19 protein-coding genes are annotated in these 20,899 nt (G+C 65.2%); 13 read left to right on the plus strand and 6 right to left on the minus strand.

What is annotated here, in order from left to right; genetic code table 11:
- Nucleotides 1-13: 13 nt before the first annotated feature.
- Entirely contained in the window at nucleotides 14-1,684 is a 1,671-nt protein-coding gene (locus GWC77_RS17955) for a DEAD/DEAH box helicase (protein WP_173259174.1), read from the plus strand.
- Between the two features lie 28 nt (nucleotides 1,685-1,712).
- On the opposite strand, the gene GWC77_RS17960 is transcribed toward GWC77_RS17955, so the two are convergent.
- The 3 genes from GWC77_RS17960 to GWC77_RS17970 all read right to left on the minus strand — a co-directional run bounded on the left by GWC77_RS17960 (nucleotide 1,713) and on the right by GWC77_RS17970 (nucleotide 5,034).
- Complete coding sequence (locus tag GWC77_RS17960) at nucleotides 1,713-2,279, minus strand: hypothetical protein (protein WP_173259176.1); 567 nt, start codon at nucleotides 2,277-2,279, stop codon at nucleotides 1,713-1,715.
- Between the two features lie 18 nt (nucleotides 2,280-2,297).
- A complete protein-coding gene (locus GWC77_RS17965; RefSeq protein ID WP_173259178.1) occupies nucleotides 2,298-3,125 on the minus strand; it encodes a ferritin-like domain-containing protein in 828 nt (275 codons plus the stop codon).
- A 268-nt stretch (nucleotides 3,126-3,393) separates the two neighbouring features.
- Nucleotides 3,394-5,034 carry a gamma-glutamyltransferase family protein gene (locus tag GWC77_RS17970; protein ID WP_173259221.1) on the minus strand — a complete coding sequence of 547 codons (1,641 nt, stop codon included), beginning with the start codon at nucleotides 5,032-5,034 and terminating at the stop codon, nucleotides 3,394-3,396.
- 132 nt (nucleotides 5,035-5,166) lie between these two features.
- Between GWC77_RS17970 and GWC77_RS17975 the strand changes: the two genes are divergently transcribed.
- Complete coding sequence (locus GWC77_RS17975; protein ID WP_173259180.1) at nucleotides 5,167-5,952, plus strand: DeoR/GlpR family DNA-binding transcription regulator; 786 nt, start codon at nucleotides 5,167-5,169, stop codon at nucleotides 5,950-5,952.
- Between the two features lie 343 nt (nucleotides 5,953-6,295).
- Nucleotides 6,296-6,493: a hypothetical protein gene (locus GWC77_RS17980; protein WP_173259182.1), complete on the plus strand. Its 198-nt coding sequence runs from the start codon at nucleotides 6,296-6,298 to the stop codon at nucleotides 6,491-6,493.
- Between the two features lie 58 nt (nucleotides 6,494-6,551).
- Here GWC77_RS17980 and GWC77_RS17985 read toward each other — a convergent pair whose 3' ends face one another.
- Nucleotides 6,552-6,914, minus strand: a complete 363-nt coding sequence (locus tag GWC77_RS17985) for a hypothetical protein (protein WP_173259184.1) — start codon at nucleotides 6,912-6,914, stop codon at nucleotides 6,552-6,554.
- 202 nt (nucleotides 6,915-7,116) lie between these two features.
- Between GWC77_RS17985 and glpD the strand changes: the two genes are divergently transcribed.
- The 3 genes from glpD (at nucleotide 7,117) to GWC77_RS18000 (ending at nucleotide 11,144) form a co-directional block, all read left to right on the plus strand.
- A complete protein-coding gene (gene glpD / locus GWC77_RS17990) occupies nucleotides 7,117-8,670 on the plus strand; it encodes a glycerol-3-phosphate dehydrogenase (protein WP_173259223.1) in 1,554 nt (517 codons plus the stop codon).
- 124 nt (nucleotides 8,671-8,794) lie between these two features.
- Nucleotides 8,795-10,294, plus strand: coding sequence for a glycerol kinase GlpK (glpK, locus tag GWC77_RS17995; RefSeq protein ID WP_173259185.1), 1,500 nt, complete (start codon nucleotides 8,795-8,797; stop codon nucleotides 10,292-10,294).
- 142 nt (nucleotides 10,295-10,436) lie between these two features.
- Complete coding sequence (locus GWC77_RS18000) at nucleotides 10,437-11,144, plus strand: MIP/aquaporin family protein (RefSeq protein WP_173259187.1); 708 nt, start codon at nucleotides 10,437-10,439, stop codon at nucleotides 11,142-11,144.
- Nucleotides 11,145-11,216: 72 nt separating this feature from the next.
- Here GWC77_RS18000 and GWC77_RS18005 read toward each other — a convergent pair whose 3' ends face one another.
- Nucleotides 11,217-12,398: an MFS transporter gene (locus GWC77_RS18005; RefSeq protein ID WP_173259189.1), complete on the minus strand. Its 1,182-nt coding sequence runs from the start codon at nucleotides 12,396-12,398 to the stop codon at nucleotides 11,217-11,219.
- A 117-nt stretch (nucleotides 12,399-12,515) separates the two neighbouring features.
- Between GWC77_RS18005 and GWC77_RS18010 the strand changes: the two genes are divergently transcribed.
- The 5 genes from GWC77_RS18010 (at nucleotide 12,516) to GWC77_RS18030 (ending at nucleotide 17,360) form a co-directional block, all read left to right on the plus strand.
- Nucleotides 12,516-13,520 (plus strand): LysR family transcriptional regulator, encoded by a 1,005-nt coding sequence (locus GWC77_RS18010; protein ID WP_173259191.1) that lies wholly within the window; start codon nucleotides 12,516-12,518, stop codon nucleotides 13,518-13,520.
- A gap of 132 nt (nucleotides 13,521-13,652) precedes the next feature.
- On the plus strand, nucleotides 13,653-15,014 hold the full coding sequence (gene miaB, locus GWC77_RS18015; RefSeq protein ID WP_173259193.1) for a tRNA (N6-isopentenyl adenosine(37)-C2)-methylthiotransferase MiaB: 1,362 nt from the start codon (nucleotides 13,653-13,655) through the stop codon (nucleotides 15,012-15,014).
- A 32-nt stretch (nucleotides 15,015-15,046) separates the two neighbouring features.
- Nucleotides 15,047-16,111: a PhoH family protein gene (locus GWC77_RS18020; RefSeq protein ID WP_173259195.1), complete on the plus strand. Its 1,065-nt coding sequence runs from the start codon at nucleotides 15,047-15,049 to the stop codon at nucleotides 16,109-16,111.
- 82 nt (nucleotides 16,112-16,193) lie between these two features.
- Nucleotides 16,194-16,661, plus strand: coding sequence for an rRNA maturation RNase YbeY (ybeY, locus tag GWC77_RS18025; RefSeq protein ID WP_173259197.1), 468 nt, complete (start codon nucleotides 16,194-16,196; stop codon nucleotides 16,659-16,661).
- 33 nt (nucleotides 16,662-16,694) lie between these two features.
- On the plus strand, nucleotides 16,695-17,360 hold the full coding sequence (locus tag GWC77_RS18030) for a gamma-glutamylcyclotransferase (RefSeq protein ID WP_173259199.1): 666 nt from the start codon (nucleotides 16,695-16,697) through the stop codon (nucleotides 17,358-17,360).
- Between the two features lie 72 nt (nucleotides 17,361-17,432).
- Here the strand turns inward: GWC77_RS18030 and GWC77_RS18035 are convergent, their stop codons facing one another.
- Nucleotides 17,433-18,047: a DUF4337 domain-containing protein gene (locus tag GWC77_RS18035; RefSeq protein ID WP_173259200.1), complete on the minus strand. Its 615-nt coding sequence runs from the start codon at nucleotides 18,045-18,047 to the stop codon at nucleotides 17,433-17,435.
- A gap of 214 nt (nucleotides 18,048-18,261) precedes the next feature.
- Between GWC77_RS18035 and GWC77_RS18040 the strand changes: the two genes are divergently transcribed.
- The gene (locus tag GWC77_RS18040) at nucleotides 18,262-19,155 is read left to right on the plus strand and encodes an HlyC/CorC family transporter (protein ID WP_173259202.1); all 894 of its coding nucleotides are present in this window, start codon (nucleotides 18,262-18,264) and stop codon (nucleotides 19,153-19,155) included.
- 25 nt (nucleotides 19,156-19,180) lie between these two features.
- Nucleotides 19,181-20,842, plus strand: coding sequence for an apolipoprotein N-acyltransferase (lnt, locus tag GWC77_RS18045; protein ID WP_173259204.1), 1,662 nt, complete (start codon nucleotides 19,181-19,183; stop codon nucleotides 20,840-20,842).
- Nucleotides 20,843-20,899 lie beyond the last annotated feature (57 nt).

Raw genomic sequence — 20,899 nt, forward strand, 5'->3', positions numbered from 1 at the left:
TGAAGAAAAATCTATGTCCTTCGATTCCCTCGGCCTGTCCGAACCGCTGGTACGGGCTGTTCATGAGCTCGGCTACACCTCGCCCACCCCGATCCAGAAGCAGGCCATCCCCGCCGTGCTCGCCGGTGGCGACCTGCTTGCCGGCGCGCAGACCGGCACCGGCAAGACAGCCGGCTTCACGTTGCCGATCCTGCAGCGGCTCGCCTTGCCGCGCGCCGGGCAGGCTTCCGGCACGCGCCGCCCGCATACCGTGCGCGCGTTGATCCTGACGCCGACGCGCGAGCTCGCCGCTCAGGTCGAAGAAAGCGTGCGTGCCTACGGCAAGTACTTGCCGCTGAAGTCGACCGTGCTGTTCGGCGGCGTAGGCATCAATCCGCAAATCGATGCGCTCAAGCGCGGAGTGGACATCGTCGTCGCGACCCCGGGCCGGCTGCTCGACCATATGCAGCAAAAGACGATCGACGTCTCGCATCTCGACATCCTCGTGCTCGATGAAGCGGACCGCATGCTCGACATGGGCTTCATCCACGATATTCGCCGCGTGCTCGCAAAGCTGCCGCCCAAGCGTCAGAACCTGCTCTTTTCGGCGACGTTCTCGGAGGAGATCAAAGCGCTTGCCGACAATTTGCTCGACGCGCCGGCGCTTATCGAAGTCGCACGCCGCAACACGACGACCGAGCTCGTCACGCAGCGCGTGTACAGCGTCGATCGCGATCGCAAGCGCGAACTGCTCACGCATCTGATCCGAGAAAACACCTGGTTCCAGGTGCTCGTGTTCACGCGCACGAAGCATGGCGCCAATCGGCTGGCCGAGCAACTGACGAAAGACGGCATCAGCGCGCTGGCCATCCACGGCAACAAGAGCCAATCGGCCCGCACGCGCGCGCTCGCGGAGTTCAAGGACGGCACGCTGCAGGTGCTCGTCGCAACGGACATCGCGGCGCGCGGCATCGACATCGATCAATTGCCGCACGTGGTCAACTTCGATCTGCCGAACGTTCCCGAAGACTACGTTCACCGGATCGGCCGGACCGGCCGTGCAGGCTCGACCGGTGAGGCGATTTCGCTCGTGTGTGTCGACGAGCGCCAACTGCTGAAGGACATCGAAAAGCTGACCCGGCAGACATTGCCGCAAGAGGTGATTCCGGGCTTCGAGCCGGACCCGAACGTCAAACCCGAGCCGATCCAGCAGCGCCGCGGTCAAGGTGGCGCAGCGCGCCAGCCACGCGCGCAAGCGCCGCGGCGCGAGACGGCCCAAAGCGCCAAAGCGCCGGCTGCGCCCGCGGCTCAAGCTTCACGCCGCGAAAGCGGCGCGGGCAAGAGCGGCGCAGCAGGCCATGCGAAAGGCAACGGCAGCGGCAGGGGCAAGGGCGGCCTCAATGACAGCGCTCATGGCAGCAGCGCCAAAGGCCGCAGCGGTACCGCGACGCCCAAAGCGAGCGATGGATCGCGGCCTGCCGGTGCTCCGCCGCCGAAGAGCGGGCAACGTTCGCCCGCGCGCGGCGCCGCCAAACCCGAATCGGCCGCGCGGCGCGAGCCAGCTGCTCAGGCCGCTCCGCCCGCCGGTGCGAAGGGCGACGCGGGACGCGGCACGCGAGTGCGCTCGGGAGATCCCGGCGCGCTGCTAGGCGGCAAGCCGCGCTCACCTGCCGGCCCCGCTGGCGACAGAGCGCGCCGCCGCTGACCCCGACGCGAGCGGCTCGTCGCGACATTCAAGGACTTGCCGCTCCCCCGTCCGCTTGCGACCTCGATGCCACAGCACGACGCAAGCGCTCGATCTGCTGCTGCCAGCGATCCATCACCGCCTGCCTTTGCTGCGACTGCAACTCGAACGTAATGCCGGACGTGAGCTTCGCGTAGCCGACTTGCTGCGAATCGCCCGAGTCGATCGACGCGATGAAGCACGCGAGCGGTCCGCCCTTCCCTACCTCGAGCGCGTCCACCCGCAGCTGCACCTGATAGAAAGCACCCTCGTGAACGAACGTGAGCGCGGCTCGCCCGCGCCCACGGCGCGCGGCCGCGTCCAGCATGCGTGCTGCACGCGCGGCGGGCCACAGGGCGAAGGCCAGCGAGCGCGAATCGGGCGCATAGAGCTCGCCCGCGCTCAATAGCGAAGTGCGCAGCGGGCTGTTGGCATCGGCATCCGCGACGACCAGACAAGCCGTAAAGCCCTCCTTGCCGGCAAGCCCGGTGCCATCGAAGAGCGCGCGAAGCACGGGCGGCCATTCATCGAACGCCTGCACTGCGAGCGCACGTTCGCGCGAGGAGGAATCGGACATCGGGTGCGCGCGATCGGCTCAGCGGAAGAAGACGTGCTGCGCCATCTTCGCGAGCGGGTAATGGACACCTGGCTGGATGCGCGCCGGAATGTCGAGTGGCTTGAGCAGCATTTTCACGCACATGTCGGCCGAGAGATTGCGGCGCACGAGCGAGCTGATCCGCGCGGTACGCGCACGGTTGTACTCGGTATCGTTCGCGCGCTCGGGATAGCGGGTGGCAAAGACGTGACGCAGCGCGATCTCCGAATCCTCGCTCTTGATTTCGATGACCCGGCGCAGCAGCGCACCCAGGACGGCCAGGCGGCCATTCCCCTCGATCACGTTGTACTTCTTGAAGTATTTGAAAAAGTGCTTGTAATGGCGCACTTCGTCCGTTCGGATGTGATCGGTGATCTCCTTGAGCACCGGTTCGTCGGAGCATTCGTTGATGGCACGATAGAGCGTGGCCGTACCGGTTTCGACGACGCAGCGGGCCACCATTTCGAGTGCCCGCGTTTTCTCGAACTCCTCGACCGAGCAAGTCCTCGAGTATTCCTCGAAGAAGTTGCGAAATGACGTATCCCAGTCGAACTCGGGCCAGACGTGATTGATATAGGCTTTCAGCGCGCGCCCATGCTGCAGCTCTTCAGGTTCCCACTCGTCGTTGAGCCATGCGGAGACCTCGGGATCTCCGTCGAAATAGGCGGTGAGGTTGCTCGTATAGAGGTCCGTGCCGCTCTCGATGAATGACGCCGCGCACAAGAGCAACAGCAGATCTTCGTTCGTCGCGGCGCGTCGACGATCGATCCGCGTCAGATCGATATCCTCGATACGCCAAGGCAGTGCGTGCTTGGAATCGGTGTACATTGCGTTGCGCTCCCAGAGCCGCGTCCCTCGAGCCGATCGCGACCGGCGATCGGCCCGGCGCGAAGCCCTCGCTTCGAGCCGGTTCATCGGATGCGGCGTTTTGACTTTTCGATCCGTTTTCCCGGCATGTTAGCCGGACTTGTCCGTTACTGCTTCGACACAGACAGTGACCGCACAGTCATCTTCCGGTTCCGGCCCTGAGGCCGCCATAGAACCTTTGGACGATTCGCTCATCTTTCGCCGTATTACAGACAATCGGCCCGTCGGCTCAAAATCCGGCCGCGAGCCCATCGCGCCGGCTGTCGCTGGCGGCCACATAGCCGCGCTCCGCGTTGCCATGCTCGAGCTTCCAGATGTACTGGCCGGAGCCGAAATCCATGTACGGATCGTCGAACGCCGCGATCCGATGGCCGCGCGCCTCCAAGGCGCGTGCCACATCGGGCTCGAACGTCGACTCCAGATCGATCGAGAAATCGCGATTGACCTTCCAGCGCGGGGCATCGCAGGCCGCCTGCGGCTGCTGGCCATAATCGAGCATGCGTACGATCGATTGCAGATGGCCTTGCGGCTGCATATCGCCGCCCATGACGCCAAAGCTCATCACGGGCCAGACGTGAGCGCCCTCGCGCTGCGTAACGAACGCCGGAATGATCGTGTGAAACGGACGCTTGCCGCCTGCCACGGCATTGGGCGAGCGCGGATCCATCGAAAAACCGCAGCCGCGGTTTTGCAGAGCGATGCCCGCGCCCGGCACGACGACGCCCGAGCCGAATCCCATATAGTTCGACTGGATGAAACTCACCATCATCCCACGCTCGTCAGCAGCCGAAAGATAGATGGTGCCGCCCGCGCGCGGCATCCCGAAAGCGGGATGCGTGGCGCGGCGCGGATCGATGCATGCCGCGCGCGCGGCGAGATAGGCATCGTCGAGCAACTCGGCCGGTGAAATCTCCATTGCTCGCGGGTCCGCGACGTAGCGGTAGACATCCGCGAACGCAAGCTTCATCGCCTCGATCTGCATATGCTGCGAATCCACGCCGTCGCGCGCGAGCGCTTTCAGGTCGAAGCGCGCCAGTATGCCGAGCGCGATGAGTGCCGCGATGCCCTGGCCGTTCGGCGGAATTTCATGCACGGTGTAGCCGCGATAGTCTTTAGCGATGGGCTCGACCCATTCGACACGGTAATCGCGCAAATCGGCCGCCGTCAGCGCGCCGCCGCCATCGCGCGCGAACGCGGCGATTCGCTCGGCCGGCTCGCCTTCGTAGAACGCACGCGGGCCCGATTCGGCCAACTCGCGCAGCGTGCGCGCATGACCTGCGAAGCGCACGAGCTCGCTTGGCGACGGCGCGCGCCCATGCGGCATGAACGTTTCGGCAAACCCTGGCTGGCCCTGGAGTTCGGGCACGGCCGCCGCCCACTTTCCTGCCACGATGTTCGCGACGGCGTGCCCTCGCTCGGCGATCTCGATGGCGGGCGCCATGATGTCCGAAAAGGAGAGCTCACCGAATTTCTCGCTTAGCGCTTCCCAGCCGGCCACCACGCCGGGGACCGTGACGGTGTCCCAGCCGCGCTTGGGCTGCGCCGCTATGCCTCGCGCGCTTTCGCCATGACGGCGCCTGAAATAATCGATGCTCCAGGCTGCCGGTGCCACGCCCGAAGCATTGAGCCCATGAAGCGCTTCGCCGTCCCAGACGAGCGCGAACGCGTCGCCACCTAGCCCGCACGATACGGGCTCGACAATCGTCAGCACGGCGGCGGCCGCCAATGCGGCATCGACGGCGTTGCCGCCCTGCCAGATCATGCGCAGCCCCGCCTGGGCGGCAAGCGGATGCGAACTCGCCACGACATTACGGGCGAACACGGGCAGACGCGGTGTCGGGTACGGGTTGTGCCAGTCGAAATGCGTCATCTTGGGTTTTCCGGAATCTGCGTTCATCTCGATCGATCCGCTGCAGCCGGCCAGTACGCTCGAGAGGGCCCTGTAACCGGCGCGAACAGGCCCTACAATACCCGCTCTTCAATCGCCGCGCTCAGCCACGCCATGACCCGAGACCCTCGCTTAAGCCTGAACGCCCGCCAGCAGGAACTGCTCGACTGGGTGCAGCGCGATGGCTTCGTCACCGTCGAGGACCTCGCCGCGCATTTCAACGTGACGCCTCAGACGATCCGTCGCGACGTGAACTGGCTCTCCGACATGAACCTGCTGCGTCGCTACCACGGCGGAGCAAGCTTGCCCACGAGCTCGGAAAACGTCTCCTACACGGCGCGGCAACGCATGTTCCATGAGGAAAAACGCCGCATCGCCGCGTTGCTCGCCTCTCATATCCCCGACCAGGCCTCGCTTTTCATCAACCTCGGCACCACCACCGAGGAGGTCGCACGGGCGTTGAATCGACATCGCGGGCTGCGCGTCATTACGAACAATCTGAACGTGGCCAACATGATGAGCGGCTATCCCGACTGCGAAGTGCTCGTCACCGGGGGAATCGTCCGGCCATGGGACAAGGGCATCGTCGGCGAACTCGCGATCGATTTCATCCGCCAGTTCAAGGTCGATTTCGCGGTCATCGGCACCTCGAGCATCGAGCCCGACGGTACGTTGCGCGACTTCGACACGCGTGAGGTGCGCGTGGCCGAAGCAATCATCCAGCAGGCGCGTACGACACTGCTGGCCGCCGACCACTCCAAATTCGGCCGCCCGGCCCTCGTTCGCCAAGGGCACCTGAGTCAGATTCACGCGCTGTTCACCGATGCCCCACCGCCGCCCGAAATGGCGGAAACGATTTCGGCCGCAGGTACGCAAGTCTATGTCGCCGCGGATGAATGAGCAAAGGCTCGCGGCGTGAGCCAAGGCTCTTATGGCGCGCCCGCCCTGAATGTCGAGCGTCCGCCTACACAGAACGCGTCGGTCCATGCTGCGACGCACGCGAAACTTGAAGTAATTTCGCGAAATAACGGGCGCGGGTGAACCGCTTCCGGCCCGGGCAATTGTCAAACAGAATATTTTGAGGGGATGATTTGGAGAAGAACGGGCGCTTGACTACACTCCAGTTCCCCGACGCGCTATGGCTGCGCGGTCCGGGTACCACCTGACCTGCTCCCGATAGGTTGAGCACGCCGGCAGCCGAACGCCGGTTGCCGAGGCAATTCGATTGCCCATGGAGAGAACGATGCTGAGTCCGCATGAATTCGCCACGTTGCTGCTCGTCAAGGATGCTCCCAACCAAGTCGATATGGCCCGAGAAGAGCTCGATGCACTGCTCGAACAACAACTGGTGCGGCTCGAAAGTCTCGCGTCGGGTCTTCAGGAATGGCGCCTGACCGAGTCGGGCGACTCGGCCATCAAAGCCATCAAACGCTTCTCCTAGTGCACCCGCAGTGCCGCGCGGCGCGCGGCACGGGTCGCCGCATTTTCGTCTTTCGACATCAGCCACGCAATGTCGGGTCCACCGCGGCGCGCCAACTGAGCGCCTTGGCGCGCGCGTCGTTGATGAAATCGGCCCAGCCGGTGGAGGCGCTCGCGCCGCCTGCGGCCAACGTCGCGTGCTCGCGGGCGATCGACGTCTGGAAGCCGCAGTACTCGTTTTGCGACAGCCTGCCATGGCGGTAGGCCACATAAGCGTCCAGTAGGGCCGGATAGACGGTCGCCGTCTGCGCGCCGTAATCGGCCGATGCGCCGCACACCTGCTCGAGCGCGCCCAGCGACGGCGCGCTGAATCCGCCCCACCCCGCGCAGCCAGTCAAGAGCACGGCCGTCACCGCCGCGCCGCGTCGAATCCGTTCAAGCATCGTCCACCTCTTCGTCTGTTTCCCGTGATGGTAGCCTCCCCGCGCGCGGCGCACATCGGCAACCCGACATGTTCAATTCGAGACCGAATACCGCACTTTACTTTTTCGATAATGTTCGATAGATTTCGCAAACGAACACGATAGGTTCGTTTCGTTTTCAATCGGAGTCGCAATGGCCGCTGAGGGCACGAGAGCACGGCAACTGACGCAAGGCAGCCCATACGATCTGCTCGTCGTGGGGGGCGGGATCAACGGCGCGGGGATCGCGCGCGACGCCGCCGGGCGCGGGCTCAGAGTCGCGCTCGTCGAGCAGGACGATCTTGCGGGGCACACGTCGTCGTCGAGCACCAAGCTCATTCACGGCGGGCTGCGCTACCTCGAATACAGGGAATTCGGGCTCGTGCGCAAGGCCCTGCAAGAGCGGGAGACGCTGTTGCGTTCGGCGCCCCATATCATTCGGCCGCTGCGCTTCGTCATGCCCCATATGCCGAATCTGCGTCCGGCGTGGCTCATTCGCGCGGGGCTCTTCCTCTACGATCATCTCGCACGGCGCGAGCTGCTGGCGGGCTCGCGGGGCATCGTCATGCGTCGGCACCCGGCCGGCGCGCCGCTCGTGGATTCGATCGAACGCGGCTTCGTCTACTCGGACGGGTGGGTCGATGACGCGAGGCTCGTCGTACTCAATGCGGTGGATGCGGCCGAGCACGGCGCGGCCGTCGCGACGCGTACACGGCTCGTCAAGGCGGTGCGTTCAGGCAGCGAATGGGATGCCGAACTCGTGGGCGCCGACGGCACACCGTTCACGGTACGCGCGCGCGCGCTCGCGAATGCGGCCGGACCTTGGGTCGGCACGCTGCTGCACGACGCGCTCGGCCGCGCGGCGCATCATACGGTGCGGCTCGTCAAAGGAAGCCACATCGTCACGCGGCGCCTGTTCGATCACGATCACGCTTATATCTTTCAGAACCCGGACAAGCGGATCATTTTCGCCATTCCGTACGAGCACGAGTTCACGTTGATCGGCACGACTGACGTCGAATACCACGGCGACCCGGCGCGCGTGTCGATCGACGAGGACGAAACACGCTATCTGTGCGAATCGATCAACCGCTACTTCAAACGCAAGATCTCGCCCGCCGATGTTTGCTGGACTTACTCCGGCGTGCGGCCCCTGCTCGAGGAGGAGGGGGCGGACAATCCATCGGCCGTGACGCGCGACTATCGGCTGGAGCTCGATGCGCGAGAAGGTGAAGCTCCGCTGCTGTCGGTCTTCGGCGGCAAGATCACGACCTTTCGCAAGCTCGCCGAAGAAGCGGTCGACCGGCTCGCCGATGCGCTCGGCCGGTCGGCACCGGCATGGACGGCCGGCGCGCCGCTGCCGGGTGGCGACATCCCCGGCGCGCAATTCGAACGGTTCGCCACGCGGTTCGCAAGCGAACATCCGTGGCTGCCGGCTGAGCTCGCGCGCCGCTATGCGCATGCGTACGGCACGCGCGCGGTGCGCATGCTCGGCGAAGCGCGCTCGCTCGCGGAACTCGGCCAGCCGCTCGTCCCCGGCTTGTTCGAGTGCGAGTTGCGATACCTGCACGACACCGAATGGGCACGCTGCGCAGACGACGTGCTGTGGCGCCGCTCCAAGCTCGGCCTGCATCTTCCGGCGGACACGCTGACCGAAGCGAGCGCATCGATCGACGCATGGTTCGCACGCGAGCCGGCCGCGGCGCCAGCCACGCTGACGCCGGCGCAGCAGCACTGATCAGCGCGCCAAGGCCCGACAGAGGCTCCAACCGGCGCTGCAATGAACGTTTCACCCGAGGGCCCGCCGCAAGCGCGTTATCCGCGGCGCATCAAAATCTATGACAACACATGGAGAAGAGACGATGCAGGACCAATACATTCTCGCGCTCGATCAGGGCACGACGAGTTCCCGTGCGATGCTGTTCGATCGCCACGGCAACATCGTATCGGCCGCCCAGAAGGAGTTCCGCCAGATCTATCCGCAGCCGGGCTGGGTGGAACACGATCCACAGGAAATCTGGTCGACTCAGGCCGGTGTCGCCGCCGAAGCCGTCACGCGCGCCGGCTTGAACGGAACATCGATTGCCGCCATCGGCATCACGAATCAACGCGAAACGACGATCGTCTGGGACCGCGAAACCGGTCAGCCCGTTCATAACGCCATCGTCTGGCAGGACCGGCGCACTGCGGCATTTTGCGACTCGCTCAAGCAGCAAGGACTCGAACAAACCGTGCGGGCGAAGACCGGGCTGCCGATCGACGCCTACTTTTCGGCGACCAAGATACGCTGGATTCTCGACAACGTCCCCGGGGCACGCGAGAAAGCGAAGCGCGGCCAACTCGCGTTCGGCACCGTCGATAGTTGGCTCGTCTGGAATTTTACGAAGCATGCGCTGCATATCACGGATGTGACGAACGCCTCGCGCACGATGCTGTTCAACATTCACACGCTGCAATGGGACGCGGACCTGCTCGAGGCGCTCGACATTCCGCGCAGCATGCTGCCTGAAGTGCGCGACTCATCGGAAGTCTATGGGCCGACCGTGACGACCGTATTCGCGTCGAAAATTCCGCTCGCCGGCATTGCGGGCGATCAGCATGCGGCGCTCTTCGGACAGATGTGCACGCGCTCGGGCATGGTGAAGAACACCTACGGTACCGGGTGCTTTCTCGTCATGAACACCGGCGACAAGCCGATCGAGTCGAAGAACAACCTCGTCACGACGCTCGCCTGGAAGATCGGCGAGCGCGTCGACTACGCGCTCGAGGGCAGCATCTTCATCGCGGGTGCCGTCGTGCAATGGCTGCGCGATGGCCTCGGCATCATTCAGCGCGCCGCCGATATCGAAGCACTGGCGGCCAGCGTGCCGCATTGCGACGGCGTCTACCTCGTACCCGCGTTCGCGGGGCTCGGCGCACCGCACTGGAATCCGCGGGCACGCGGCACGCTCTTTGGCCTCACGCGCGGGACCACGAGCGCGCATATCGCGCGCGCCGCACTCGATTCGATCGCGTATCAATCCGTCGATGTGCTCAAGGCAATGGAAGCCGACTCCGGCATTCGCATCGGCGAGCTGCGCGTGGACGGCGGTGCCTGCGCCAACAATCTGCTCATGCAGTTCCAGGCCGACATGCTCGGCGTGGCAGCCGTGCGGCCCCGCATCAGCGAGACGACGGCGCTCGGGGCCGCTTACCTCGCCGGCCTCGCGGTCGGCTACTGGGGCGGTATCGACGAGCTGCAAAGCCAGTGGCAGCTCGACCGGCGGTTCTCGCCCGCCATGGATGCGCGCGCCGCCGAGGTCTGCCTCGCGGGCTGGCAGCGCGCCGTCACGGCGGCCAAGGCCTGGGCCGACGCGAGCTGAGCACGCTCGAACGCGCGGGCCGTGCGTTCGAGAACGTTTTGACGTCTTCATAGCCGCAGCGCGGACAGCCGCTCGATGCTCGAGCAGGCGTTACCGCGCGCAACGTCAACACCGTCAATCTAGCCATTCCGGAGTAACAACCATGTCTCCTCTCATCGCTGAATTCCTCGGCACGGCATTGCTCGTGCTGCTTGGCAATGGCGCCGTAGCCAACGTGCTGCTCGCGCGCACGAAAGGCAAGGGCGCCGATCTGATCGTCATCGTCTGGGGCTGGGCGATGGCGGTTTTCGTCGCCGTCTACGTCACCGCGTCGTTCAGCGGCGCGCATCTGAATCCGGTCGTGACCATCAGCCTCGCGCTCGCCGGCAAGTTCGCCTGGTCGAAGGTGGCGGGCTACGTGATCGCTCAGATGCTGGGCGGCATGGCCGGCGCGCTGCTCGTGTGGCTGGCCTATCGGCAGCATTTCTCTACGACCGACGACCCCGATATCAAGCTCGCCTGCTTTTGCACGGCACCGGCGATTCGCAGTGTCGGTCACAACGTGCTGACCGAGACGATCTGCACGTTCGTGCTCATTCTCGGTGTGCTCTACCTCGCCTCGCCCCAGGTGGGGCTCGGCGCGCTCGACGCGCTGCCGGTCGGTCTGCTCGTACTCGGCATCGGCATTTCGCTCGGCGGCCCGACCGGCTATGCGATGAGTCCGGCCCGCGACCTCGCGCCCCGGCTCATGCATGCGATCCTGCCGATCCCCGGCAAGCGCAACAGCGACTGGCGCTACGCCTGGATTCCCGTTTGCGGACCGCTGGCCGGCGGCGCCATGGCGTCATTCGTCTACATGCACGCGCATTGACTGACGACACCGGATGCGGCAAGAGCGGCCCGGGCGGTCGCCGTATCGGGCCCGCTTTCGCACGATGCGTCGTCAGCAAACCCGCTCGGGCGCACGTTGCGGTTGCGCCGCACGTCTTCCGTCCAACCGGTGCGCGACTACCGTCACGACGAGCGCCGCACCCGTAACTGCCGCGGCCACCCACGGCAACGCATCGAGCGCGAACCCGTGCGAGAGCGCCATACCGCCGAGCCACGCACCGCCCGCATTGCCGACGTTGAACGCGCCGATATTGAGCGTCGAGGCTAGATGGGGCGCATGACGCGCTTTTTCGACCACCCGCATCTGCAGTGGCGGTACCGTGGCAAAAGCAGCCACGCCCCAGACGAATACCGTCAGCACGGCAAGGACGGGCGTGTGGCTCGTCCGCGCAAAGGTAGCCATGACGAGCGCGAGCACGATGAGGATACCCATCAGCGAGGGCATCAGCGCCCGGTCGGCGAGCTTGCCGCCCACCGCGTTGCCAAGCGTGAGCCCCGCGCCGAACACCACGAGCACGAGGGTGACGGCACGCGGCGAGAAACCTGTCACCGACTCGAGAATGGGCGCGATATAAGTGAAAACGACGAACACGCCACCAAATCCGAGCACAGTCATCGCCAGCGCGAGCCAGACCTGCGGCTCCCTGAGCACCCGGACCTCGCGCGCAAGTCCGGCGGCCCCTGCCCCCTTGCTCTTCGGCACGAGAGCCGCGATGCCGGCGAACGAGAGCACACCGAGCCCCGCGACGATCCAAAACGAAGTACGCCAGCCGAAGTTTTGTCCGATGAAGGTACCGAACGGCACGCCGAGAACGTTGGCGAGCGTAAGGCCCGTGAACATCAGCGCGATGGCGCTCGCCTGCTTCTCGCGCGGCACGAGCGAGGCGGCCACGACGGCGCCGATCCCGAAGAACGATCCGTGGGCGAACGACGTCACGACGCGGGCAATCATCAGCATGCGGTAGTCGGGCGCCATCGCGCACAAGGCGTTGCCGAGAACGAAGACCCCCATCAGCCATTGCAAGGCGGCCTTGCTGGGCAGTCGGCTCGTCAGGACAGCGAGTATCGGCGCGCCGACGGCAACGCCGAGCGCATAGCCCGAGACGAGGAGACCGGCGCGTGGAATGGACACGGCAAGTTCACGTGCGACATCGGGCAAGAGGCCCATGATGACGAACTCGGTCGTGCCGATGGCAAAGGCGCTCAGCGCGAGCGCGAACAAAGGTAGAGGCATGGCTATCCTGAAAACGCGGCAATGCGTAGGGCTGGAACGCCGTATTCTCCGTAGTCGTCATTCATTTGATAATTGGGCTATCGTTTGAAGGATTTTCAAACGGAATCGAATAAAGTCATGGACAGACTCGGCGACATCCGGCTTTTCGTGGAGGCGGCGCAAAGCGGCGGAATCTCGGCGGCAGGACGCAGGCTGGGGCTGACGCCCGCCGCCGCGAGCGCCCGGCTCGCGAAGCTTGAAGCAGCGCTCGCGGCGCGGCTTTTCGAGCGCACGACCCGGCAGTTGCGCCTGACCGAGGAAGGGCGCCTCTACTTGCGCCACGCCACGCAAGCGCTGCAAGCGCTCGATGACGCCCAGGCGGCGCTCGCCGCCGGGCGCAACGTCGTGAGCGGCAAGATCCGCATTTCGACGACGTCCGACTTCGGACGCAACCTGTTGATGGGCTGGCTCGACGCATTCAACGCATTGCACCCCGATGTCACGTTCGCGCTCTCGCTCGCCGATTCGGTCTCCAATCTGCTGCAAGACGACATCGACATGGCGATTCGCTTCGGCGCGCCGCGCGAGGACTGCTCGCTCGTCGCCCGGCGGCTGGCCACGAACCGGCGCGTGCTGGTCGCTTCGCCCGATTATCTGGCGCGGCATGGAACGCCTGCCTCGCCTGCGGACCTCGCGCGCTTCGACTGCATCGTGCTCGTGATCGCCTCCGGGCCGCTCAACGAGTGGCGATTCGTGCGCGGCGCGCAAACCGAAAGCTACACGGTCCCGCTCGACACTTCGCGCGAAACCAACGACGGCGCGGTCACGCGAACGTGGGCGCTCAGCGGTCATGGAATCGTATTGAAGTCGCTCTGGGATATCGACGCCGAATTGCGCGCCGGCAGCCTTCAGGTGGTCCTGCCCGAATGGCACTACGCGGCGGACTCGCCCATCACGGCGCTTTTCCATCGCAACCGGTACCGGCCGGCGCGCGTACAGGCCTTACTGGAATTTCTGGTAGAACGTTTTGCGCAGGCCGAGGCGGCCTGGGCCGATCTGCCGATGCTCGGCTCGCAGGCGCCGACGGGTCGGGGCCAGACCGGCGACGCCGCCGCCCGGAGCGGCAATCGTGAAACGCTATAATACCGAGCTATGCGGACCGCTTCGGCGGGCCTCGTTTCACGGGCGGCGCCCGACAGCGCTCGCGCCGTCATTCCTTCGATCTCGACTTCGAATTTACCGCCCCCAGGTCAACCACTGCGAACGGCGAGCTTCATGACAAAGAAAGTGTATGTAAAGACCTTCGGCTGCCAGATGAACGAGTACGACTCCGACAAAATGGTCGATGTGCTCGGGCAAGCGGAAGGACTCGTCAAGACGGACACCCCCGAAGACGCGGATGTCATCCTCTTCAATACCTGCTCAGTACGCGAAAAAGCGCAGGAAAAGGTATTTTCCGACCTGGGCCGCGTGCGCGAGCTCAAAGAAGCGAAGCCCGGACTGCTGATCGGCGTCGGCGGCTGCGTGGCGAGCCAGGAAGGCGCGGCGATCGTCGCGCGCGCCCCCTATGTGGACCTCGTCTTCGGCCCTCAGACACTGCACCGGCTGCCGCAGATGATCGACGCGCGCCGCGCGAGCGGCCGCGCTCAGGTCGATATCTCGTTCCCTGAAATCGAAAAATTCGATCACCTGCCGCCGGCACGCGTGGAAGGTCCGAGCGCTTTCGTCTCGATCATGGAAGGCTGCAGCAAGTACTGCAGCTACTGCGTCGTGCCCTACACGCGCGGCGAGGAAGTTTCGCGCCCGCTCGATGACGTGCTGACCGAAATTGCCGGCCTCGCCGATCAGGGTGTGCGCGAAGTCACGCTGCTCGGACAGAACGTCAATGCCTATCGCGGGCCGATTACGGCGGGGGCGGCGGAGATCGCCGATTTCGCCACGCTCATCGAATACGTCGCCGAGATACCCGGCATCGAACGCATCCGCTATACGACGTCGCATCCGAAGGAGTTCACGCAGCGGCTCATCGATACCTACGCGAAGGTCGACAAGCTCGTTTCGCATCTGCACCTTCCCGTGCAGCACGGTTCGGACCGCATCCTGATGGCGATGAAGCGCGGCTATACGGTACTCGAGTACAAGTCCGTGATCCGCCGGCTGCGTGCCATCCGCCCCGATCTGTCGCTGTCGACCGATATCATCGTCGGCTTTCCCGGCGAAACGGAAGAGGACTTCGAGAAAACCATGGCGCTCGTCGACGAGATGAGCTACGACACGAGTTTTTCGTTCATCTTCAGCCCGCGGCCCGGCACGCCGGCCGCCAATCTGCACGACGATACGCCGCGTGAAATCAAGTTGCAGCGCCTGCAGCATCTGCAGGCGACGATCGATGCGAACGTCGTGCGCATCAGCGAAGCGATGGTCGGCAACATCGAGCGCATCCTCGTGGAAGGACCGTCGCGCAAGGATCCGAGCGAACTCGCCGGACGCACGGCGAATAACCGCGTCGTGAACTTCCCGGCGCCGCTCGCCGTACATTCGAGGCTCATCGGCCAAATGATCGATGTGCGCATCAACCACGCTTATCCGCATTCGCTGCGCGGCGAGCTCGTGCTCGCCGATGCCGCGGTGCATTGAGCGCTTACCCGGACTAAGGATCGCCCTTCGCCTTGAAGACTGCCCAACCGCTGGAGTTCACCGCACCGCGCGACGACAACGCCCGCCTGGCCAATCTGTGCGGCCCCCTCGACGAGAACCTGCGTCAGATCGAGCAGGCGCTCGACGTCACACTGCAGCGGCGCGGCCATCGCATTGCCATCCGTGGGCGCGGCGCCAAGCTGGCACTCGGTGCGCTCGAAACGTTCTACAACCGCGCGCGCGAGCCGCTTTCCGTCGACGACATCCAGCTCGCGCTCGTCGAATCGCGTCATCTGAGCAACCGCTCGGGCCCGCCCGAGGAAGAACGCAGCGAGTCCGGCGCACGCTACGACCCCGATCACCCGTTCGACGAACCGGCCGGTCTCGACGACGAGAACCTCGAGGAACTTGGGCCTAAGCTTTATACGCGCCGCGCCGACTTGCGCGGACGCACGCGCGCGCAGCGCGAGTACCTGAAGCAGATCGTCTCGCACGACGTGACGTTCGGCGTCGGCCCGGCCGGCACGGGCAAAACCTATCTCGCCGTGGCCTGCGCGGTGGATGCGCTCGAGCGCGATCACGTCAAGCGCATCGTGCTGACGCGCCCGGCCGTCGAGGCAGGCGAACGCCTGGGCTTTTTGCCCGGCGACCTCGCACAGAAAGTCGACCCCTATCTGCGGCCGCTGTACGACGCCCTCTACGATCTGCTCGGCTTCGACAAGACGGCCAAGATGTTCGAGCGCCAGATGATAGAAATCGCCCCGCTCGCCTATATGCGCGGACGCACGCTCAATCACGCCTTCATCATTCTCGACGAAGCGCAAAACACCACGCCCGAGCAGATGAAGATGTTTCTCACGCGCATCGGCTTCGGCTCGAAAGCCGTCGTGACGGGCGACACGACACAGATCGACTTGCCGCGCGGCGCCAAGAGCGGCCTCATCGAAGCCGAGCATGTGCTGGCCAATGTGCGCGGCATCGCGCTCACGCGCTTCACGAGCGCCGATGTCGTGCGCCACCCGCTCGTCGCGCGCATCGTCGACGCCTATGACCAGCACATGAAGAAAGAGGACGGTCACGCGTCCGACGCCCGGTGATGAGCGAGTCCGGCACGAAGCGCTGCGCGAGCCGCCACCGCCCGAGCCCGCGGCATGAGGTGAGCGGCACGGGGGCACGCGCATGAATCGCGCTCCCCGCCTGGCGCTCTCGCTGCAATTTCCGGCCGCCGGCGCCTACCCTGAACACAAGACCCTGCTGACGCGCGCGCGCGTCACGAGCTGGGTGAAGGCGGCGCTTTTCGCCGATGGCGAACTCACGCTGCGCTTCGTCGACACCGAGGAAGGACGCCTGCTGAACCGCACCTATCGCGGCAAGGATTACGCGACGAACGTACTGACGTTCGCGTATGCCGAAACCGAAGACGATCCGGTCTCGGGCGACATCATCGTGTGCTGCCCCGTCATCGAAAAAGAAGCCGCCGAGCAACGCAAGCCGCTCGAAGCGCACTACGCGCATATGATCGTGCACGGCACGCTGCACGCGCAGGGCTACGATCACGAGACCGAAGACGAAGCGCACGAAATGGAGACGCTCGAGACCGGCATTCTCGGCCAGCTCGGCTTCGCCGACCCGTACCGCGAACGCTGACGAATCCCCGAACGCCACCTCCGCTTCGACGCCATGTCCTCAGCTGTCTGCTCCGATCCCGACGATGACCTGCCCGAGCCCGCGTGCGGCTATCCGCCGTCGCTCGGCGAGGCGCGCCTGCTCTCGGACGACGAACTCGCCGCGTCGCTCGCCTCGGCGCTCGAGCATTGGGACGGTGCGAGCGACCTGTGGCTGTTCGGCTATGGCTCGCTGATCTGGAACCCGGGCATGCCGGCGGCGGAGACGATCCACGCACGTGTGCGCGGCTATCACCGCGGACTTTATCTTTGGTCGCGCGTCAATCGCGGCACGCCCGAGCAACCGGGCCTCGTGCTCGCGCTCGACCGCGGCGGCTCCTGCACGGGCGTGGCATTCCGGCTCGACGGCGCGAGCGCCATGCCGCATCTGCAAGCACTCTGGCGGCGCGAAATGATGATGGGCTCCTACCGGCCGGCATGGCTGCCCTGCGCGCTGGCCGACGGGCGCCGCGTCCCCGCGCTGGCGTTCGTCATGCGCCGCGATGTGCCAACCTACACGGGCAAACTGCCCGACGCGGTCGTGAAGGCTGTTTTCGGTTGCGCGCGCGGACGCTACGGCACGACGCTCGACTATGTGAGCCGCACGGTCGACGCGCTGCGCAAAAGCGGCATGCCGGACCGCGCGCTCGAAGCACTGCTCAGGCGCTGCGCCGAGGAATAATCGCGCCCCGCGACTCGAAGCGAGCGGCCACTTCGGGGCCTCGCCCTATTTTTCCGTCTGTTTTGCCGCCGGTCACAATCCAAGCAGCGCGGCCCCACCGACCGCGACGCCCGCAACGGCGACGCCGAATGCGCCGGCCAGCAGCCAGCGGCGCCGCGTCAGCAACGTGATCGCGGCCAGCGAGATGGCGACTTGCGTGAGGGTGGTCGCCTGCGCCCAGCGATGGTGCAAGTGCAACTGATGCTCGCTCGCTTCGTCGGCTTCCCGCACCCCCTTTTCGAGCGCTTCGGCATGTTCGCGAATCGCCGTTTTCTGCTGCGCGTACTTCGCCAGATCGGCCGTGAATTTCGCGCTGGCTTTCGCGTCGCTCGCGGCGAGCGCTGCCCCGAGCTCGGCCAGATTCTGCTTTTCGCCTTTCGCCTGGTAGTAGTTCCACTGGTTGGCGGCCTCGGTCTTCCGGATGGCCGCCTCGTTCTTGTAAAAAAGCGCGAGCCCCTCCGTCGAACCGCCCTGATACGAAAAAACGGCCCCGATGGTCGCGAGAATCGCCGTCATGACGGCGACGCGTCCGGCGAACGGGTCGGGCGCGACGCCGGGAGCGGCGTGATGGCCGCCCCCATGAGCACCGTGGCCCGCATGTTCGAGCGCCTCTTCATGCGGCCCCCGGACTTCGAATTCTTCCGACATATTCGTTTCGCAAAAAGGTGGAGAAAAACGGCTGCTATCTTGTCTCAAAAATCGCTTGCCTCAAAGTTTGCTTGTCTCACAATTTGCTCGTCCCAAAAAATAACGTGGTGTTGTGCGACTTCATCGGCAGGGCAGGTACGCTGAGGTGTCGCACGGCTGGTGTATCCTTGACTTTCCGTGTACCACGCGCCCGGCCGTCTCCGGGCGCCCCGCCATGAACGACTCCTATCCCAGTCGACGACAGACCGACAAGCCGCACGAAAAGCGTTCGCTACTCGAGCGTTTGACCGATTTCATCTCGCCCGAGCCCGATTCGCGCGCCGAACTGCTCGACATCCTGCAAGACGCGCACGAGCGCAACCTGATCGACGCGGATTCACTGTCGATGATCGAGGGCGTGTTCCAGGTATCCGAGCTTTGCGCGCGCGACATCATGATCCCACGCGCGCAAATCGACGCGATCAACATCGCGGACAGCCCCGAGCAGTTCATCCCCTTCGTCCTCGAAAAAGCGCACTCGCGCTACCCGGTCTACGAAGGCAATCGCGACAACGTGATCGGTGTGCTGCTGGCGAAGGATCTGCTGCGCTACTACGCCGAGGACGAGTTCGACGTGCGCGGCATGCTGCGCCCCGCCGTCTTCATCCCCGAAGCGAAGCGCCTCAATGTGCTGCTGCATGACTTTCGCGTGAACCGCAACCATATCGCCATCGTCGTCGACGAGTACGGCGGCGTGGCCGGTCTCATTACGATCGAGGACGTCCTCGAGCAGATCGTGGGCGATATCGAAGACGAGTTCGATTTCGACGAGGAAAGCGGCAACATCATTGCCTCGCCCGACGGCCGCTATCGCGTGCGCGCACTGACCGAGATCGAGCAGTTCAACGAGACGTTCGGCACCCGGTTCTCGGATGAGGAAGTCGATACGATCGGCGGGCTCGTCACCCATCACTTCGGACGTGTGCCGCATCGCGGCGAGCGCGTTCGCATCGACGATCTGATCTTCGAAATCCTGCGCGGCGACGCACGCCAGATCCATGTGCTGCTCGTGCGGCGCGATCCGCTGGCCGGCCAGCGCGAACGCGAAGCCCAGCACGTTCAGACCTGAACCGCACCACTTCGCCTCCTCGTTCATGGCCGAACCGATTTCCTCTCGCGCGCGCCACCCCGCGCGCGCCGCGTACCGCACGCCTGCCGACGCCGATCGCTCCGCGCTCGCGGCCGTGCGCGGCATGCCGCATTGGCACTATCTGGCCGCGCTGGCGCTCGGCGCGGCCAACACTCTGTCGTTCGCGCCGACGCGTGCGGGCGGCTGGGTCGAGCTCGCGCTCTTCATGCTCTTTTACGTCTGCCTCGCGCGCACGCATCACTGGAAAAGCGCGGCACTGACCGGCGCCGCATTCGGCTTCGGCAACTTCGTGACGGGCGTGTGGTGGCTCTACGTCAGCATGCACGACTACGGCGGCATGCCTGCGCCGCTCGCGATTGCCGCGCTGGTGCTGTTCTCGATCTATCTGGCGTCGTATCCGGCGCTCGCGGCCGGTCTCTGGTCGGTGGGCGCGGGCCATTCGAATCGCGGCCGCGCGCAGCAGGGAGTCATGCCGGGCTGGCAGGGGGCGTTCGCGTTCGCCAGCGCGTGGGCGCTTGGGGAATGGCTGCGTGGAACGGTGTTCACGGGTTTTCCGTGGCTAGCGAGCGGCTACGCCCAAGTCGATGGACCGCTCGCGGGCTTCGCGCCGCTCGTGGGCGTCTACGGCGTCGGCTGGGGCGTCGCACTGGCCGCCGCGCTCGCGGTGCAAACGGTCGCAGGGCTGGCAGCACGGCCGGCGCAGCGAGCGCGGGCTCTCTTGTCCGCGCTCGCTATAATCGCGCTCATCGCGGGCGGCATGGCGCTTTCTCAACTCGCCTGGACCCGCCCCGATGGCGCACCGATCTCCGCACGAATCCTGCAGGGCAATGTGAAGCAGGAGATGAAGTTCGACAAAGCAGGTGTCGCGGCGGCGATTGCGCTCTACGAGAAAATGATCACGGCCAAGCCGGCCGATCTCGTCATCACGCCCGAAACGGCGGTTCCACTGCTGCCGCAGCAGTTTCCGGAGCCGTTCGGCCGTGCCGTGCGCCAATTCGCCGACAGCACGGGCTCATCGGTTCTGGTCGGGGCGTTCGGCGCGAAGATCGCGCCCGACGGGCAGATCACCGAACCGACGAACAGCCTGTTCGGCGTGACGCCCCGCTCGGGCGTGCTCTACCGTTACGACAAACATCACCTCGTACCGTTCGGCGAATTCGTGCCGTGGGGCTTTCACTGGTTCGTGCGGCTCATGAACATTCCCCTCGGCGATCTGGCGAACGGAAAGCCCGTGCAGCCGCCGTTCCAGGTGGGCCATCAGACCGTCGATGTCGACATCTGCTACGAGGACATTTTCGGCGAAGAGATCGCGCGCCGATTGCGCGAAGCGGCGACACCGGCCAGCGTGCTCGTCAATGTGTCGAACCTCGCATGGTTCGGCAAGACGATCGCGCTCGATCAGCATCTGCAAATGGCGCGCATGCGCACGCTCGAGACCGGACGGCCGCTGCTCGCGGCGACGAACACCGGGGCCACCGCGTCGATCGACTCGCGGGGGCGCGTCATCGCCCAGCTACCGGTGCTGACGGCCGGCGCGCTCGACGTACAAGTGCAGGGCATGACGGGCACGACGCCCTACATCGCAACCGGCAACCTCGTCGTGCTGGCCGTCTCGCTCCTGCTGCTCGCGCTTTGCGTCGCGTTCGCGCGGCGCCGGCGAGCCTGATTCGCGCACTGCCGGCCCCCCGAAAGTCGCACGCGCATCCCAATCCGGTAAAATTCA

Source organism: Paraburkholderia sp. NMBU_R16 (assembly GCF_013282575.1).
In the GTDB taxonomy this organism is placed as follows: Bacteria; Pseudomonadota; Gammaproteobacteria; order Burkholderiales; family Burkholderiaceae; genus Trinickia.

Coding starts and splice junctions, on each gene's coding strand:
- glpK (WP_173259185.1), top strand. CDS start 8,795: ATGCAGGACCAATACATTCTCGCGCTCGATCAGGGCACGACGAGTTCC.
- miaB (WP_173259193.1), top strand. CDS start 13,653: ATGACAAAGAAAGTGTATGTAAAGACCTTCGGCTGCCAGATGAACGAG.
- lnt (WP_173259204.1), top strand. CDS start 19,181: ATGGCCGAACCGATTTCCTCTCGCGCGCGCCACCCCGCGCGCGCCGCG.
- GWC77_RS18005 (WP_173259189.1), bottom strand. CDS start 12,398: ATGCCTCTACCTTTGTTCGCGCTCGCGCTGAGCGCCTTTGCCATCGGC.
- GWC77_RS17960 (WP_173259176.1), bottom strand. CDS start 2,279: ATGTCCGATTCCTCCTCGCGCGAACGTGCGCTCGCAGTGCAGGCGTTC.
- GWC77_RS17980 (WP_173259182.1), top strand. CDS start 6,296: ATGCTGAGTCCGCATGAATTCGCCACGTTGCTGCTCGTCAAGGATGCT.
- GWC77_RS17985 (WP_173259184.1), bottom strand. CDS start 6,914: ATGCTTGAACGGATTCGACGCGGCGCGGCGGTGACGGCCGTGCTCTTG.
- GWC77_RS17955 (WP_173259174.1), top strand. CDS start 14: ATGTCCTTCGATTCCCTCGGCCTGTCCGAACCGCTGGTACGGGCTGTT.
- GWC77_RS18035 (WP_173259200.1), bottom strand. CDS start 18,047: ATGTCGGAAGAATTCGAAGTCCGGGGGCCGCATGAAGAGGCGCTCGAA.
- GWC77_RS17975 (WP_173259180.1), top strand. CDS start 5,167: ATGACCCGAGACCCTCGCTTAAGCCTGAACGCCCGCCAGCAGGAACTG.
- GWC77_RS17965 (WP_173259178.1), bottom strand. CDS start 3,125: ATGTACACCGATTCCAAGCACGCACTGCCTTGGCGTATCGAGGATATC.
- GWC77_RS18010 (WP_173259191.1), top strand. CDS start 12,516: ATGGACAGACTCGGCGACATCCGGCTTTTCGTGGAGGCGGCGCAAAGC.
- ybeY (WP_173259197.1), top strand. CDS start 16,194: ATGAATCGCGCTCCCCGCCTGGCGCTCTCGCTGCAATTTCCGGCCGCC.
- GWC77_RS17970 (WP_173259221.1), bottom strand. CDS start 5,034: ATGACGCATTTCGACTGGCACAACCCGTACCCGACACCGCGTCTGCCC.
- GWC77_RS18000 (WP_173259187.1), top strand. CDS start 10,437: ATGTCTCCTCTCATCGCTGAATTCCTCGGCACGGCATTGCTCGTGCTG.
- GWC77_RS18040 (WP_173259202.1), top strand. CDS start 18,262: ATGAACGACTCCTATCCCAGTCGACGACAGACCGACAAGCCGCACGAA.
- GWC77_RS18030 (WP_173259199.1), top strand. CDS start 16,695: ATGTCCTCAGCTGTCTGCTCCGATCCCGACGATGACCTGCCCGAGCCC.